Origin of the sequence: Paenibacillus sambharensis (assembly GCF_003233845.1) — a bacterium.
Classification (GTDB): domain Bacteria; phylum Bacillota; class Bacilli; order Paenibacillales; family Paenibacillaceae; genus Paenibacillus_I; species Paenibacillus_I sambharensis.
Map to the genome: position 1 here is coordinate 85,889 of NZ_QKRB01000037.1, position 16,373 is coordinate 102,261.

Here is a 16,373-nt window from a genome sequence, read left to right on the forward strand (position 1 = left end):
ATATTTTTTTCCATCGCATATAAAGTTAAGAAACATTACGCCTCCTGCCGCAACTCCTATCAAAAAAATGAGCAAGGAAGGAAATAGCACCCGTTTTTCCACAATCTCCGAAATACCCGATCCCCTCTACTTGCCTATCCCTTACGAGCAGCGGCTGAGTAAAAGACATCACTATGCATATGCTGAATTCTCTCCCAATTGGCGGGGTTGGTTGTGTCTGGGGCCCGGTTATCCAGAATGGCTTGATACAGGGTTGTCTTCTCCTCCAAATGAGCCACGTGCCGTTTGGCTTCTTCGAGTTTGGCGAGCGCGGCTTCTTTATGCTCCATCATCAGTTTGTAGCGCTGTGGAATGGTGGAATCCCCCTCGAGACATAAATCGATATACATCTTAATGACTTCGATCGGCATCCCGGATTGCTTGAGGCATTTGATGCCATGGAGCCAATTGATCGATTCTTCGTCGAACATCCGGATATTATTCGGGTTGCGCTGTACGCTTGGCACCAAGCCTTTATCGGTGTAATAGCGTACGGCATGCTCGGTAAATCCCGTGATCTGGGCGGCTTCCTTGACCGTATACATGTGAAATCCCCCTTGGAAAAAAAAAGAATAACAGCCTCTTGCCTTCGTGTAACACGAAGGTATTAAGCTTATTGTAATACAGCTGAGCCGCATATGGGAATTTCCACTTGAAACCCCAATCATTCGGGATGCGCGGCGGCTGCTGTTATACACTTACACAGTGGGAGGAATTGCCATGCAAACTGTAACATTGAACAACGGTGTGAAAATGCCGATTCTCGGCTTCGGTGTCTACCAGCTTCCGGATGCTGTTGAATGCGAGAACGCCGTGTATGAAGCACTGATGGCCGGTTACCGCCTGATCGACACCGCCGCCGGTTATCTGAACGAGGAAGCGGTCGGACGCGCGATCAAGCGTAGCGGTGTGCCGCGTGAAGAGTTGTTCATCACGACCAAGATCTGGGTTCAGGACGCCGGCTACGAGAGTGCCAAGCTGGCATTTGCAAAATCCTTGAAGAAGCTGCAGCTCAACTATCTCGATCTGTACCTGATTCACCAGCCGTTCGGCGATTACTACGGCACTTGGCGCGCGATGGAAGAGCTGTACCGTGAAGGCAAGATCAAGGCCATCGGGGTCAGCAACTTTATGCCGGATCGCCTGATGGACCTCATTGTGAATAACGAAATCGTGCCTGCCGTCAACCAGATTGAAACACACCCGTTCTACCAGCAGACAGAGAGCGGCGCTTTTATGAAAGAGCAAGGGGTCCAGCACCAGTCGTGGGCGCCGTTCGCTGAAGGACGGGGCAACATGTTCGGCAACGAGCTGCTGACTTCAATCGCCAAGAAACATAACAAGTCCGTAGCCCAGATTGTGCTGCGCTGGCTCGTTCAGCGTGAAGTCGTTGTCATCCCCAAATCGGTACGCAAAGAGCGGATCGTCGAAAACTTTAACATCTTCGATTTTGAGCTGAGCGCGGATGATATGGGGCAAATTTCTACCCTCGATACTCGGGAGAGTCTATTCTTATCGTATCACGACCCAGCAGTCGCCAAGATGATGGGCAGCTGGAAGGTCGATTTGTAAACTTGTGCAACGCTTATAGAACTATATTAATAGGCATCCGCCCGGATGCCTTTATTTATGTAATCTATGTGATTCTATATGCACGCCTGCCCGCTTTGATGCCCGTTTGACAAATAGAAAAATCAGCATTACTATGACTATAGTCATAAAATGACCGTGGTCATATTGAGGAGGGAGACAAAATAATGCTGAGGGAATCGCGTAAAAAGGAATTAAAGGAACACATTTTTCTACAAGCTCTCCAGCTTTTTTATGATAAAGGGTATGAACAGGTTACGGTTCAGGAGATTACAGCCAAGTGCGGCATTGGGAAAGGAACCTTTTTTAATTATTTCGCTAAGAAAGAAGACATACTGCTTTACCTTGGAGAATCCCAGATCGAGCTGCTGCAGCAGAGCATCGAGAAGCATCGGAATATCGGTCATCCCAAAGAACAAATTATGCACGCGCTGAACGATCTGCTTCTTCATTTCTCATCCCATAGCGAACTCATGAAGCTGGCTACAATAGAAATCATGAAGTCGGCTTCTCTTGCCGGGAAAGAATCAAAGAGCGTTCAACAATTGCATCTGCAGCTGGCATCCATGCTCGACCGAGCCAAACAAGACGGTAAGCTGCACAGCCGCTGGGAAACGGATGTCATCGTCACAACAATTGTCGGTGTCTATTTCCATACCATTCTGTCATGGGCCCTGCTGGAAGCCCAACATACAACCATAAGCGAGTCATTTCGAAAACAATTGGATGTCGTATGGGAAGGTATTGATCCGTACATAGGAGGTGGAGATAAGTGATGCCACAGACCATCCTGATTATAGGCGGCGGAATCGCAGGTCTATGCTCCGCGATCACCCTGCAGCAAATGGGATTGAAGGTGAAACTATACGAAAAAAATACCGGGCCAGCGGTATCTGGTGCGGGTATCATTATCGCTCCGAATGCTTTGCAGGCGCTACAGCCATACCGCATTGCCGACGAGATCATTCGTCAAGGTAATCCAGGCGACGGATTCCATCTGTTATCGGATCGGGGACGGCCTATTTCAAGACTTACAGTCCCTTCTGATTATGGCAGCCTATATTCCATCCATCGCAAGGATCTGCATCGTATTCTCTTATCTGCGCTCGCTCCCGGTACGTTAGAATGGGGAAAATCTTGCTCGCGTCTTGAACACAAGGATAATCACGTTCGGGTTGCGTTCAGCGACGGCAGTCATGCGGTCGCTGACCTGGTTGTCGCCGCGGATGGCATCCACTCTAAAGTACGCAAACAGCTGTTTCCAAAAGATACGTATCGCTATGCCGGCTATACCTGCTGGCGTGGTGTTGTTCCGGCTGACGTCCTTCCAGGCCTCTCTAACCGGTTTATCGAAACATGGGGAACGAAAGGCCGTTTCGGCATTGTCCCGCTGCCAAACAAGCAGGTGTATTGGTATGCGCTTATCAATGCCCGCCAAAACGATCCCCGTATCGACAATTATTCCACGAAGGATCTTCACCGCCTGTTCCAGAACTATCATGATCCCATACCCACCCTTTTGCTCAGAGCGGCATCCCATGACATGATCCACCGTGATATCGTGGATATTACACCGATGGAACGCTTTTACTCCAATCGGGTTGTTTTTATCGGCGATGCTGCGCATGCCATTACCCCTAATATGGGGCAGGGAGCCTGCCAAGCGATTGAGGATGCGTCTGTTTTAGCCGACTGCCTTCGCATACAGCGTAATTACCAGGAAGCGTTCGCAGATTACGATGCCAGACGAAGGAAGAGAATCAAACAAATTGCTGATCAATCTTGGAAGATTGGAAAAGTGGCACAATCGGAGAGCTTCCTATTCACCACTATCCGAAATCACCTCATGAAGCATGCCCCTAAATGGATCTCTCGCAGCCAGGCACAGCGCTTGTACCAGTTTCAGCTCTAGGGCTGAAGCGCCATCCCGTCCGGAATGGCTGGGATGGCTTTAATTGAGCTCTCTGCCCCGACTACACTTTACGTACCGCAAACCAGAGTTCGATGTAATTAAGCCCATCTTTATCACCGGTCAGTTCGAACTCTAACCCGTCCACCTGTTGATAACCTGATGCGGGGAGCCATTCGGTGTAAAACCGTTTGTACAGCGTTTCGATCGTTGTTCCGAATTGATCCCACGGATGCGGCTCCGACGGAAAAATCGCCCATGTATGCGCCGGGATACTTACCGTGGTGTACCCGTCCGCGCTGCTGCCTTCGCCTTTGAAGGCGCACAGCATGTACGGAAACGTGTCCGGTTCGGTTTTCCGGTAGCTGCATACTGCATGTACGAGATGCAAATCCCGGCTGACGAACGATGGCACCTCACCCGCACACGCTTCAAGCCGCTTCACGTCACCGTTCGCATGGCTCTGCTCCCACAGCTTCGCCGGTGTCTGCGGCGCCTCCCCGCCCCCATCGACGCGGAATATCCCTTCAATGCCGAACACTTCGAAACTTTCCTTTGTTTCAATCCTATAATTCATGGCCTCTGCCCCTTTGATTGAGATAAGGAAGGACAGACGGGGGTAAGCTTTGAGGGCTTTCCCTTCCTGACGGGCCATGGCTGGCGTAATCCCATGCAGCGCATGAAATGCCCGCGCGAACGAGACTGGTGATTCGTAGCCGTATTTCAGGGCTACATCGATCACCTTCTCCGCCCCGCTGTGCTGAAGCTCCAGCGCGGCAAGCGTCAGTCGTCTCCGCCTAATGTACTCTGCCAGTGTCACGTCCGTAATGAACGAGAACATCCGCTGGAACTGATACGACGAACAGCAGGCCATGCGGGCCGCTTCCTTCAGCTCGATCTCCCCAGTCAGGTTTGCTTCAATATAGTCTATCGCCCGGTTCATCCGCTCCAGCCATTCCATCTTAATCCCCCCTCTCAAGTTTAAGTATAGGCGAGGCAGCAAACAGCTTCGCAACAATTTGTGCCCTAAAAAGTTGCGATAGCAAGAACTTGCCTTTATTTATGATAAGTTTCTTCACGCTGTCTTTATCGGCAAGTTTTACGGAGTTTAAGAGTCATTACGTTTTAAACCGAACAAACTCTGGTTTTAGAAAAAGGGCTTAGGCAGACGTATATAGCCACTCTGCTTAAGCCCTTTTCCTTTTTATCAGCACCAAATTGAATCAAGAGAGATTGGCCTATCTTCCCCGGCGCTTTAGCTTCGCTTTCTGTATCCGGAGCTGATATTTCCGTTCCTTCTCTTCCTCCAACTGCTGCCGACTGAACTCTTTCCGCTGTTTTTTCCGGCATTCCATCTCGAGTTTTATGGCCTCCTGGGCCCGAGTTGAAACCCCTCGCTGAGCAAGTTCCTTCGCTGCCTGGCGCGCCAGTCTTTTTGGATTGCCCCGATTCAACCGACGATGTCCGCCTTCCGAAGTTTGAGTGGCTCGTTCAATTAAGGGCATCATGATCTTCTGAACGAAGTACATGACCTCGGCATCCTTCGGCTCACTGCCAAATATGTGCCGTGACACCTTAAGCCTACTATTCTCCTCCTGCTCTAGGACACCCACCCAATACTTCATGCCCTCATCAAAAAAAACGGTAAGCTTCATACTTGCTCCCCCTCTAGCGTTACTTGGAGTGAAGGACATCCCGAGGGGGAAGGTTACTGACACAAGAAACGACAGCTTCCCTGTGCGCCCGGACTACCGACCGAGCAGTGTTTTTACACTCCATCTTCATTATAAAAGAGACTAGTTGAAAGCTTCAATTCTTCGGCTTTGTCTTACATATAATTTTCCTTCCAACACACCATACAGCGCCTTCATCATTCCTTTGATACCCTACTTATGATAAGGTTTAGTGTGACATTCATACTATTACCACAATATACTGGTTGTTTATTTTCGGAAATGAAGGATTTAAAAAGATATTTTTTATATAAGAGTTAATTATCTTAGAGTGTGAGGTAGAAACGATGTCATTACTTACGATCAGTCAATTGGTAAAGAGAAAAGGAAACACATTATTACTTCCTGAGATTAATCTTGAGATTGGAAGTGGTCAATGTGTTGTGATCCAATGTAACAACGAGTTAGGGAATTTACTTATCCAGCTGCTTCTCGGTGCCGTTCCTGCTTCAAGCGGACAAGTACTATTCGAGGCGGCTGAATTGCGGCATGAATTCAAACAAAAGGCACATAAAATAGGCATATCCCTCTTAAACGATGGAATCTATAATGGCTTAAAAGTGAAGGACTATCTTACTTTTTATAAAAATCTGTATGGGACAACAGATACGATTGATATAGTCTTGCGAAGAATAGGGCTGCTCGATCATCGAAACAGCAGGCTCTCTGCGTTAAGCTTCTCTGAACAGAAACGTTTGCAGCTAGGAAGAGCCATTATACATAATCCTTCATTCCTTATATTAGAAGAACCTGAACAGAATGTAGATATTGAGAGCCATATCATTATTCGGGCATTAATCTCTGAGCTTCGTAATGAAGGAAAGGCCATTCTGATCACAACCTCCTATCTGGCTGATGCCATTTCTATTACCAATGAGGTATACAGATTAAATGAACACGAACTCAAAAAGATAGAAATTATCGACCAGCCTGAAACGGATAACCAGACTGACAACCAACTTGTTGCCGCTGCTATTGAACAGCCTGACGATGGTGATAATCATCTGCTTGTAACCGATCAACAGATGCCACAATCTGAAGCTGCAATTCAGCCAGCTTCGCCGGTCCAAATTGAAACTCAACCCGTTCGTGTAGAAAAAATTCCTGCTAAGGTGGAGGATAAGATCATCTTATTCGACCCTACAGAAATCAATTTCATTGAAAGCAGCGATGGAGTCTCCATGCTGCATGTGAAGGGAGAAACATTCCCCTGCACGTTTACTTTAAACGAGCTCGAGCAAAAACTAAAAGCATTCGGCTTTTTCCGCTGCCATCGCTCCTACATCGTCAACTTACAGAAAGTACGTGAAGTCATTACTTGGACACGAAACAGCTTCAGCCTTATTTTAGATGATAGCAAGAAAAGCTCGATACCACTTTCCAAAGGCAAGCTTGACGAGTTAAAGACCATATTAGGCATCTAAAGCTCCAAATTGTCGTACAAAACGCTGTATCATTCACCCTTAAAATTGCATCATTCAACCCTTTATTTACTCTGTTTATCCTTGAAATACTGCGCGGTTACGGGATTTCCTTTAATGTTGGTGCTGCAAGACGAGAACAACATCTAAAGGAGCCAGACCAAATGAAATATCAGATTGAAGTGAACCAATTAACGAAAGCATTTGCTAATAAGCCGGCTCTAAATGGAGTCAGCTTTCAGATTAAGCGTGGTGAAATTTTTGGGTTTCTTGGTCCAAGCGGTTCTGGTAAAACAACCATGGTAAAAATATTAACCGCTCAACTTTTACACACATCCGGTTCGGTTAAAGTGTTCGGAAACGACGTACGTAATCTGCAGAATCCCGAACAAATGAAACGGATTGGTATTCTTACCGATAACAGCGGTTTGTACGATCGACTTACGATCTATGATAACTTAGAGCTGTTTTGCAAGTTATATAATGTGGATGTGAAGCGCATTGAAGAAGTGCTCGAAGAGGTAAATCTCCTTCAAGATAAGAAAACAGCTGTAAAGCAGCTATCCAAAGGCATGAAGCAAAGAGTGACATTGGCACGGGCCATTTTACATAAGCCTGAGCTTCTGTTCCTGGACGAACCGACCTCAGCTCTTGACCCTACCAATAAACAGCAAATTCATACGGTCTTACGGAAACTGAATGAGGCGGGAACTACAATCTTTCTAAGCACTCATGACATGCAGGAAGCTGAGGATCTCTGCAATCAGGTTGCATTTCTTCATAATGGAACAATTGTAGAGCTGGATACACCTCAAAGCCTGCGAGTGAAACACGGTGACTCAACCATTAATATTCGATTAAAGAACGGTACCTCTGTAACCGTAGGTCTGGATGAGGCCGGGTCTAACGCTATCAGAGATTATATGAATAATGGAGAGCTGCTTACGATTCATTCTAATGAACCAACTTTAGGGGATATATTCATCAAACTAACTGGGAGGGCGCTCCAATGACATTTTCGATGAGAAGAATACGAGCGATTATTACGAAGGATTGGAAAGACTTATTAAAAAACTCATACATATTAGTTTCCATACTCCTGCCATTAGGCTTTGCAGCCATGCTATCTCGTATGAGTACGGATGACAGCAGCATGCTGAGTATGCCGATTAACCTTGCATTAGTTATGACGGGCGCATTTGTTCAAGCATCGATGATGGCAGAAGAAAAAGAAAGAAGCACCTTGCGTGTCCTATTACTCTCTCCTGCTTCAACACTGGAAATTATGATTGGCAAAAGCGTTTTATCTGCGATTATTACGTTAATTGTCGTCATTGGTTCTATCTTAATCAGCGGAATTAACATTCCCGAACTATTTTACTTTTCTATTATGATTTTATTATCACTGATCATATTCATATCGTTAGGAACCATTATTGGACTCATCTCACGTACGGTCATGGAAACCTCCATTGTAGGATTGCCTATTCTCATCATCTTTACCTATGGATCGATGTTAAGCTCTATGTTTAATAGCCCCATTATCGCAGAGAGTATTTCTTATTTACCTACAGAAAACTTCTCATCCGCACTTGTGAGTTTACAAGGCAGCGGCGGTTTTGCAGAAATTAAGTGGAATCTCCTAAATATGCTCCTATGGGCGATTGGCTCGGTAATCCTGGCCAAATTCATCTACGGAAAGCGTCGCTTAGACAAGTAACTATAAATAGTGGAATGCGAGGTAACACTTATGAACTCTAAAACAACCAAATTTATTTTTCAAATGTTAATGGCAGCTGTTATTACTATAGTTATTGTTACGGTTATCAAAAACTTCGCTTAATTACTTAAAGACAAGGAATGTAAAAAGCCCTTCGAGATTGAAGGGCTTTCTGATCTAATAATTTCGCTCTATTTGTGTTGCGGCTCTCCGCGTTGTCTGTAACGGCAAGTTTTTAGGCCATCCTTTTGCTGGTTGGCCTTTCGTCATGACCAATTCGCGGGGGCTTTTCTTTCTGCAAGCACAAGGTCGTCTCCCTTATTCCATTTTCATTTCATTTGAAGATGTTAACGGATTTTTGAGGGCAGGGAGCAGGACGCCGGGGCGCCTCTACCGGACTGGAGCTTTATGGAAGGGTGCTGATGGGTTTGCCTCCGCAGCATCTCATGACATTAGCTGTCGCATCAATGCTGCAGCAACCTACAAGCTTGTGATACGGTTATCCGCGCTGTCTGTAACGACAAGTTATAGGGCCATCCTTTGCGGGATGGCCCTTTCTTTGCACGAATAACCGGAAAAAGCATTCACAGCGCGTCTATCTAGGTAAAGACTCTTTTAAAAAGTCTCTTAGCGTCAACGGTGGTCGCCCGATCAGGTCAGCTAGAGCGTTACTGGTTTGCACAAAGTCCCCGTTACGGCTGGCTTGGAATAAACCCAAGGTAATTGCAATGCGCACTTCCGGAAGACCTTGAGCAGTCAGATACGCCCGATACGCTTCGTCCGTAACGACCTTTCGGTCGATAGGCCTGCCGACGATATCCGATACCATCGCCGCAACTCCCTCCATGTTAATCGCTTCAGAGGCCGTTAGATTCGGAGATGGACCATCCCAGTTCTTCTCAGTTAAGATCACTGCGGTTGCTTGGGCCAAATCCGAGTGCGTAGTCCAGGCAATCGGGCCGTCCTCAGGAGCAATCAACTCACCCGTTTTGACGGCATCACCTATTAACCCAACCAATGAGGAGGCGTAAAAACCGTTGCGAAGAGACGTGTGGCGCATACCCGACTCTTTAAGCAAATCCTCTGTCGCTGCATGGTGAACCATAGGCGGAAAATACGATGTCGAAGAAGAGCCCATATGACTCGTGTATAGAACCCGTCCGGCACCGGATTTCTTTACGGTGTCAATTGCGGTTTGGTGCTGACGGAACCCCGCATTTCCCAGAACGCCGGTTGAAACAAGGAGAACCTGCGACGCGCCTTCAAATGCATTCAGCAAGCCCTCCGCCTGGGCGAAATCGCCATGACGAACACGTACGCCGCGCTCCTTCAAATCCTGCGCCTGGCTCACATCCCGAACACTGATACCAATCTGCTCAGCCGGGATGAGCTTAAGCAGTTGCTCGACCACGCCCCTGCCTAACTTCCCATTCGCTCCAGTAACGATAATCATGTTCCTCTCACCCTTTCTTCTTTGTAAGAAGTTTGCTAACAATACGGATTTGTGTAACCATATATCGCATAAGTAAAAGATAAGGGATAAGAGTCCGGTCAACAATCAGCAAAAGGCCGGTTTCGTTGTGTTCCCGACACAATCGCCGTTTTGTTTGTTTTTGAGATCCGAAGAAAGTGTGGTGTGGCATGCCGGTAAATCCAAGCGACCCCCGTGTAAAGAGAACCCGCCAGTTGTTTATTCAAGCCTTTAACGATCTGCTCGACGAAAAGAGAAACATCTATTCCATTTCTGTTCACGACATTGCGAATCGAGCGACCGTCAACCGCGCAACCTTCTATGCCCATTTTGAAGACAAACTCGCTTTTCTCGCTTATTGGATGACGGAGAAATTTCAACTCATTCTCAAAAAAAGACTGCCGGATGATGCGGCCTTCAGTCAGGACAATCTGTATGTCCTAGTTCAGACCGTCTTTCAATTTCTAGTACGATTTCGACAGTATCTTACGCCGGGAGACAAGCAATTTGAGCCGTTGCTGGAGAACGCCATGCAAAAGGAATTGTATCGTCTCCTGCTCCAATGGCTAAAATCGGGGCCTGACCAGAGCGGCCAGCAAAAAAGGCTGGAAACTATGGCGCTTGTGGTCAGTTGGGGCATATTCGGGTCGGCCCTGCAGTGGAGCAGGGAGGTTCAAGCCAGCGCGCTGGAGTCGATGGTGGAAGAGGTTACCGAAGTTGTAACGGTTAATTTAGGCGCTTTTTGGGAGAAAGCAGCCGGAAAAGCTTGAACGTGAAGGCCGTAATCTCCTGCTATTGCGGAGTCATACCTAGAAAGCCTAATTCGCTTCAGCACCTTCCGGTAAAAACTTGCCCATATTTGTGATACGGTTCTCCTTATCGCTTATAGAGCGAAATCAAAAGGCACCCGCTAGGGTGCCTTGATTCATGTCTAAAGAAGGCTGATCGCCTCCCTATTAATCTCTTTGAGAAGATTCAAGCGGCTCTGAATGCCGGCTCCGATATTCGATCAACAGCCGCTGCATTTTCTCCTCTGTACCGTCTTGATGGGGAACATGGATGGAAACGGTCAAATTCGAATCGTTCGAATACTGAAACGACACAAGGTCAAAATTCAATATCCCGAGATTCGGGCAATGCAGTGTCTTGGGAGCATCGATGGCACCGAGAACCTCATGGGAGTCCCAAAATTTCCGAAACTCCCCGCTGACCTGGGACAGCGCCTCGAACTGCTCGGACCACCAAGGGTCGTCGCCGTGACGCGCATACCCTGCATGGAAATGAGCGGCGATCCGTCGCGCATGCAATTCCCATTGGTCTCCCTTGGCATAGCGAAAACGGGGAGAAGTAAACGTCATCCAGACAAAATTCCGTTCCCTATCCGACATCATCGCGAGGTCCCCATTCAATGCGCAGTAGGCTTCATTCCAAGCAATGATGTTCATTCGCGCATCCATGACATTTGAAGGGGACAAGGTTTGACTATCCAAAAAACGTTGAAGTTCCGGAGTTACCTGAGAGGGCTGCTTCGTATCGACCAAGGGAAATTGCTTACGGGCAAGATGGTATAGATGTCTTCGTTCCGATTCATCTAACCGAAGCCCTTCCGCTATTCGATCAAGTACATCGGCGGATACGTTGATATGACGCCCTTGTTCCAAGTAGGTGTACCAATCCAATCCTACATCTGCCAGCAGAGCCACCTCGCTGCGACGAAGTCCGGGTGTGCGTCTGCGTCCGGATTCCGGCAATCCTGCTTGCCTTGGGGTCATTCGTTCACGGCGTGAACGCAAGAATCGAGCTAATTCCTCATAACGGTCCAATCTGTTCGCCATGATCGCCATGCCTCCTATCCATACATGAACGTGGGATTCCCAATCCTACGATATCCAGATCTCTCCCTAACCTTGGTAGGCCCATGTACACTAGTCTATGTCCTCCTTAGGGAGAATAGCAAGAATAAATGAGGCAGATCGGTTGAACATGTTTAATTCCATTTCAAAAAAAATCTATTGAGGTGATCTAAGTGAAAGTAGCTGCAATTGTCGGGAGCATTCGTAAAGATTCGTACAACTTGAAGTTAGCCCATTTTATTCAGAACCGTTATAAGCACCATTTTCAGTTGGATGTGCTGAACATTCGGGAGCTCCCTTTCTACGATCAGGATATCGAGACGACTCCGCCGCAGCCGGTTATCGATTTTAAAGCGAAGGTCTCTGCTGCCGACGCGGTGTTGTGGATCACTCCGGAATATAATTCGACGATTCCCGGCGTAATGGCCAATGCGATTGACTGGTTATCCCGCGTGGATCGAGTCATGATCGGGAAGCCCTCATGGATCGCGGGCTCCTCCATGGGGTTGTTGGGATCGGTTAAAGCGCAGGGCCATCTGCGAGACATTCTGTTCTCGTCCGGCATCTCCTCGCCGCTGCTGCCTGGAAATGAAGTGTACATCGGCCTGGTTCATGAGAAGATTAATGAAAAGGGCGAACTGACGGACGAACCTACCATTAAGTACCTTGATCTCGTAGTCGACAATTTCGTGAAATGGATGGAAGAAACTTTCCATATAAAACAGCTGAAAAATCAAATATAAGCGGGAACTTGGGAGGGAGAAAGATGTTTGAACATATTGTGCTTTTGAAGTTCAAGTCCAATGTTTCCAATATAGAGAAAGAAGATGCGGTAAAACGCGCGCATAACCTTAAAGGGAACATTCCGGGTATCGTAGATCTTAGCGCCGGTATTAACGTTACGGAGGAAATAGAGCACATGCAGGGCTTTACGCTGGGGATCCGTGTCACATTTGAGGATCAACAGGCTTGCCGGGAATATATTCAGCACCCCTTGCATCAAGGATTATTGCAATCTATTGGCCCATTAGTTGAAGGGATCGTCGTTATGGATTACACGGTTGCTTAACGCGCCCCCCAATAAATATTGTAGAGAAAGGAGATAGCAGAAATGGATAAAAAGCTTACCGGTAAAGTGGCCTTGATCACCGGGGCGTCCAGAGGAATCGGCAGGACAATAGCCGAAAATCTAGCAAATCATGGCGCGAAGGTAGTCATCAATTATGCGAATCGTTCGGATCAGGCGGCAGAGGTCGTTCAGAATGTTCAAAGGAACGGCGGAGAAGCAATAGCGATTCAGGCCGATATCAGCCGTCTAAGCGAGTTGGAGTTACTCTATCAAGACACCCTCAAAACATTCGGAAAGCTTGATATTGTGGTGAATAACGCGGGGATCATCATTACAAAACCTATTGACGATATAACGGAAGCGGATTACGACCAGCTGTTTGCGATTAATGTCAAAGGGACCTATTTTTCCTGCCAGCTTGCCGCCAAGCATCTAGATCCCAATGGCCGCATCATCAATTTCTCCACTTCGGTGACGGGTCAGATGTTCCCGGCATACAGTCTGTATGCCGGCTCTAAAGGAGCCGTCGAACAATTCACGCGTCAATTGGCCAAAGAGCTTGGAAAGAGAAATATTACGATTAATGCTGTGGCACCGGGCCCTGTCAATACCGAACTCTTTACGGTTGGCAAAACAACAGAAGAAATTCAAAGGCTTGCCAACATGAACGCATTGGGACGTCTTGGGGAGACCGAAGACATTGCAGGCGTGATCCTCTTTCTTGCGAGTGACGAATCGCAGTGGGTTACGGGTCAAACAATCCGTGCTAATGGCGGTTTTATTTAGCTTACCGGCAAAACTTCATTTGCCCCTTTCGCGGTTTAACTGCTGAAGGGGCTATTTATTTTCAGCAATAATAGCTCTAGCATGTTTAACAGTCGCTATCTGTGCCTTAATCCTCGATAATTCGCCCTACGGGCACTCCTCTTGAAGAAGCACAACAGTGAAATGAAACAAGGTGCCGCCGATTCAATATCGTCGCCACCTTACGCCTTAATCCTTTTTCAATATGTCGTACAAATTAACCGTCGAACCAGAGGCTTCTGAATAAACAACCGTTAATTTAACGTAAATGAAGCCAGGCTTGCATTACCCATGCCCGAATAAGTGAAATATAAGGCCTGCTTGCCATCTGGTATGACGATATCCGCCGAATATTCAGTCCATACATTCGTAAAGTCAACTGAAATCTTGCCGAGCTCCGGTCCGTCCCACGCTGTCTTCACGGCAAAATAACCCCGGCAGTAACCGCGAACTTTGATTTTGACCTGACGGATACCCTGGCAATCAAAATATTTGAACCCAGCCGTCGCGGAGTCCCGCATGTTAGCAACGTACCCGATTTCTTCGTCGCCGTCCTTACCGTCCTGGGTAATCTTCGGGAACCGGCCGTCCATCCAGGCCCCATGTGTGCCTGTGTATAATTCTTCATCCTGGCAGAATAGATTACAGGCCAAGTAGGCCGGGTATTCCCCGCGGCCGATCAGCGGTTCCCCATTAGGCCCACAAGAAGTCATCTCTACTTGAGGAATCGCTCCGTCCGCCCGGAGTTCAATCGGTTCGATGCAGCCTTGCCTGCAAAAACTCGTACCGTTGGTATGCCGGTGATAGAAAATGTACCATTTTCCCAGAATCTCCACGATGCCTCCATGGTTATTGCCGCCGTAATACATCGGTTTGTTCGACGGTTTGTAGGTATCTATATGGAGATCATTATTGCTGATGATGACGCCTTGGTAGACGAAGCCCTGGGTCGGATGCTGACTCGTAGCATAACACAATTCATGCATGACTACCGAAGAGTAGATGAAATAGTAGGTATCACCTATTTTACGAATGGAAGGCGCCTCGAAAAACTCATGCCCTTCATAACCGCTGCCCTGACTGTATGGTTCACTTGGGGCGATGAACACAGGCTCTTCAACAATGGTAAGCATATCGGCGCCGAGCACCGTTGCCATAGGACCCATCCGGGTCTTGTCACCAATGGCGCAAAATCCGGTGTACAGGTACGTTCGGTCGCCCTCTGTCAGGACGCCCGGGTCGAACTGGGGTTGATCGCCTTCCCGTTCGCCAAGACGCGTGCCGTCGGAATACTGCACATAACCGTAAAACTCGAATTTGCCAGCTGGCGTATCGCAAACTGCGACAGATACAACGGGGACCTTGTCCAGTACGTAGTACAAATAATAACGACCATCGGAGCCCTGTGTAACGTCTGGTGCATAAAGGCACATCCGGCCATCTGGATTGAGTGGATCGTCCGTTTTCCGATAAATAACGCCCTCATGCCGCCAGTCTGCCAAGTCATCCACGGGTGCCGACCAGCAGACGTAGTCGTTCAGACAGAAGACATGCCCATTGAAGCGGTCATGTGAGCCATACACATACACACGGTCATGGTAGACATGCGGCTCCCCATCAGGAATGTATTCCCACGAAGGGAGATAGGGATTGAAGCCTTGTTTTTTCGTTATAGGGATCTCCTCCTTGGTAAAGGTGACAGCCTTACAAAACGGTTTCCAGCGCTAAACTTCATTTCCATCGTACCACGCTTTGTTTATTTGGTAAACAAAGTATGCGTGCTAGAGGCGAGCTCATGATATCGACTCTCGGCACCCATCATATAGCGCTTGGAATACTTCTTTGTGACGTTCTCCAAACGTATTACGCTCATGACTATCCACCCTTACTTCGTTTTTATTCTACTGGCGGCAGCGAAGTTCGCAGCAGGGTCTCCATGTCGGCAATCGGTACGGCCAAGCCAGCCCTTATCATTTGGTCTTGATGCTGGACATCGGCAATAGCGAATACAACGGCGATGGCTTTGCCACGCTTGTTAATGACGGGAGAACCGCTATTGCCGCTATAGATCGGCGCATCAAGAGCCATGACCGGCGTCTGACGGCCTTGGATCGGGACCAAGCCGATAATAGCGCCTTCAATGACGATTTGCGTGAAATGAAGCGGATTGCCAATCACGTAGATTTGTTCATCCGGCTCCCACTGCATGTTGTCTCGCTCGACTTCAATAAACGGCAGCCGCTCATCCCCGATGTCCGCCTTCAGTATGGCGATATCCAGATCGGGATCACTGCCCGACAGCTCCGCTTTATAACTCTGACTTTGTTCCGGGAATTTTACTATAATATAGCCGCTATCCTCGATGACGTGATAGTTGGTCACAATGTAGCCGCCGTTAATGTGGAACCCGGTGCCCTTGCCGTTGTCCGTGCTGACTGTAACAACCGCTTCTTTATAGCTTTGGATTTCAGCTTGTCTGGATAATTTCTTCGACCCGAACAAGAGGGGGAGCGTCTTCATGTTGTAGATTTGCGGCCAGAAGGCCACTATATTTCCGACTAGAGCGGCTACGAGCAGGGATATGATCGTCCTTTTGATCCACTTCCGTCGGTTGGCCGATGAACCCCCGTCGTCGTCCTCCTCTTCCGACTCAAAGTCCCACTCCTCGTCCGCATACGGGTGGTCATTCTCATGTTCTTGATTATCTTCGGAATTAGATAGAGAATTCTCTTTGTTTCGACCCGGATCATTTTCCATGCGCATC

17 protein-coding genes are annotated in these 16,373 nt (G+C 47.8%); 10 read left to right on the forward strand and 7 right to left on the reverse strand.

Translation table 11 applies throughout. The features are described 5' to 3' along the window. Positions 1–134: 134 nt before the first annotated feature. A complete protein-coding gene (locus DNH61_RS07095) occupies positions 135–584 on the reverse strand; it encodes a MerR family transcriptional regulator (RefSeq protein WP_111145963.1) in 450 nt (149 codons plus the stop codon). 175 nt (positions 585–759) lie between these two features. Between DNH61_RS07095 and DNH61_RS07100 the strand changes: the two genes are divergently transcribed. The 3 genes from DNH61_RS07100 (at position 760) to DNH61_RS07110 (ending at position 3,541) form a co-directional block, all read left to right on the forward strand. After that, positions 760–1,611 carry an aldo/keto reductase gene (locus DNH61_RS07100; RefSeq protein WP_111145964.1) on the forward strand — a complete coding sequence of 284 codons (852 nt, stop codon included), beginning with the start codon at positions 760–762 and terminating at the stop codon, positions 1,609–1,611. A gap of 185 nt (positions 1,612–1,796) precedes the next feature. Beyond that, entirely contained in the window at positions 1,797–2,405 is a 609-nt protein-coding gene (locus tag DNH61_RS07105) for a TetR/AcrR family transcriptional regulator (RefSeq protein ID WP_111145965.1), read from the forward strand. Continuing rightward, positions 2,405–3,541 (forward strand): FAD-dependent oxidoreductase, encoded by a 1,137-nt coding sequence (locus tag DNH61_RS07110; RefSeq protein WP_111145966.1) that lies wholly within the window; start codon positions 2,405–2,407, stop codon positions 3,539–3,541. The genes DNH61_RS07105 and DNH61_RS07110 overlap by 1 nt, the downstream gene beginning before the upstream one ends. Positions 3,542–3,602: 61 nt before the next feature. On the opposite strand, the gene DNH61_RS07115 is transcribed toward DNH61_RS07110, so the two are convergent. Both DNH61_RS07115 and DNH61_RS07120 read right to left on the reverse strand, forming a co-directional pair. Next, positions 3,603–4,499 (reverse strand): AraC family transcriptional regulator, encoded by an 897-nt coding sequence (locus tag DNH61_RS07115; protein WP_111145967.1) that lies wholly within the window; start codon positions 4,497–4,499, stop codon positions 3,603–3,605. A 277-nt stretch (positions 4,500–4,776) separates the two neighbouring features. Then, positions 4,777–5,193, reverse strand: coding sequence for a YjdF family protein (locus DNH61_RS07120; protein ID WP_111145968.1), 417 nt, complete (start codon positions 5,191–5,193; stop codon positions 4,777–4,779). 365 nt (positions 5,194–5,558) lie between these two features. On the opposite strand from DNH61_RS07120, the gene DNH61_RS07125 reads away from it, so the two are divergent. From DNH61_RS07125 to DNH61_RS07135, 3 genes are all read left to right on the forward strand, one after another. After that, on the forward strand, positions 5,559–6,695 hold the full coding sequence (locus tag DNH61_RS07125; RefSeq protein WP_111145969.1) for a LytTR family transcriptional regulator DNA-binding domain-containing protein: 1,137 nt from the start codon (positions 5,559–5,561) through the stop codon (positions 6,693–6,695). Between the two features lie 161 nt (positions 6,696–6,856). Then, positions 6,857–7,705 (forward strand): ABC transporter ATP-binding protein, encoded by an 849-nt coding sequence (locus DNH61_RS07130; RefSeq protein ID WP_111145970.1) that lies wholly within the window; start codon positions 6,857–6,859, stop codon positions 7,703–7,705. Further along, positions 7,702–8,412 carry an ABC transporter permease gene (locus DNH61_RS07135; RefSeq protein ID WP_111145971.1) on the forward strand — a complete coding sequence of 237 codons (711 nt, stop codon included), beginning with the start codon at positions 7,702–7,704 and terminating at the stop codon, positions 8,410–8,412. The genes DNH61_RS07130 and DNH61_RS07135 overlap by 4 nt, the downstream gene beginning before the upstream one ends. Before the next feature lie 595 nt (positions 8,413–9,007). Here DNH61_RS07135 and DNH61_RS07140 read toward each other — a convergent pair. Continuing rightward, positions 9,008–9,865 carry an SDR family oxidoreductase gene (locus DNH61_RS07140; RefSeq protein ID WP_111145972.1) on the reverse strand — a complete coding sequence of 286 codons (858 nt, stop codon included), beginning with the start codon at positions 9,863–9,865 and terminating at the stop codon, positions 9,008–9,010. Between the two features lie 233 nt (positions 9,866–10,098). Between DNH61_RS07140 and DNH61_RS07145 the strand changes: the two genes are divergently transcribed. Continuing rightward, complete coding sequence (locus DNH61_RS07145; RefSeq protein ID WP_245947995.1) at positions 10,099–10,653, forward strand: TetR/AcrR family transcriptional regulator; 555 nt, start codon at positions 10,099–10,101, stop codon at positions 10,651–10,653. Between the two features lie 186 nt (positions 10,654–10,839). Here DNH61_RS07145 and DNH61_RS07150 read toward each other — a convergent pair whose 3' ends face one another. Further along, the gene (locus DNH61_RS07150) at positions 10,840–11,718 is read right to left on the reverse strand and encodes a helix-turn-helix transcriptional regulator (RefSeq protein WP_111145974.1); all 879 of its coding nucleotides are present in this window, start codon (positions 11,716–11,718) and stop codon (positions 10,840–10,842) included. A 191-nt stretch (positions 11,719–11,909) separates the two neighbouring features. Between DNH61_RS07150 and DNH61_RS07155 the strand changes: the two genes are divergently transcribed. The 3 genes from DNH61_RS07155 to DNH61_RS07165 are packed head-to-tail and all read left to right on the forward strand — an operon-like array spanning position 11,910 to position 13,591. Beyond that, the gene (locus tag DNH61_RS07155) at positions 11,910–12,479 is read left to right on the forward strand and encodes an NADPH-dependent FMN reductase (protein WP_111145975.1); all 570 of its coding nucleotides are present in this window, start codon (positions 11,910–11,912) and stop codon (positions 12,477–12,479) included. 23 nt (positions 12,480–12,502) lie between these two features. After that, positions 12,503–12,805, forward strand: coding sequence for a Dabb family protein (locus DNH61_RS07160; RefSeq protein WP_111145976.1), 303 nt, complete (start codon positions 12,503–12,505; stop codon positions 12,803–12,805). 42 nt (positions 12,806–12,847) lie between these two features. Continuing rightward, positions 12,848–13,591 carry an SDR family oxidoreductase gene (locus DNH61_RS07165; RefSeq protein WP_111145977.1) on the forward strand — a complete coding sequence of 248 codons (744 nt, stop codon included), beginning with the start codon at positions 12,848–12,850 and terminating at the stop codon, positions 13,589–13,591. A gap of 272 nt (positions 13,592–13,863) precedes the next feature. Here DNH61_RS07165 and DNH61_RS07170 read toward each other — a convergent pair whose 3' ends face one another. Together DNH61_RS07170 and DNH61_RS07175 are read right to left on the reverse strand one after the other, a co-directional pair. Further along, complete coding sequence (locus tag DNH61_RS07170) at positions 13,864–15,288, reverse strand: family 43 glycosylhydrolase (RefSeq protein ID WP_220036925.1); 1,425 nt, start codon at positions 15,286–15,288, stop codon at positions 13,864–13,866. Positions 15,289–15,505: 217 nt separating this feature from the next. Beyond that, the gene (locus DNH61_RS07175; protein ID WP_111145979.1) at positions 15,506–16,366 is read right to left on the reverse strand and encodes a S1C family serine protease; all 861 of its coding nucleotides are present in this window, start codon (positions 16,364–16,366) and stop codon (positions 15,506–15,508) included. Positions 16,367–16,373: the final 7 nt, after the last annotated feature.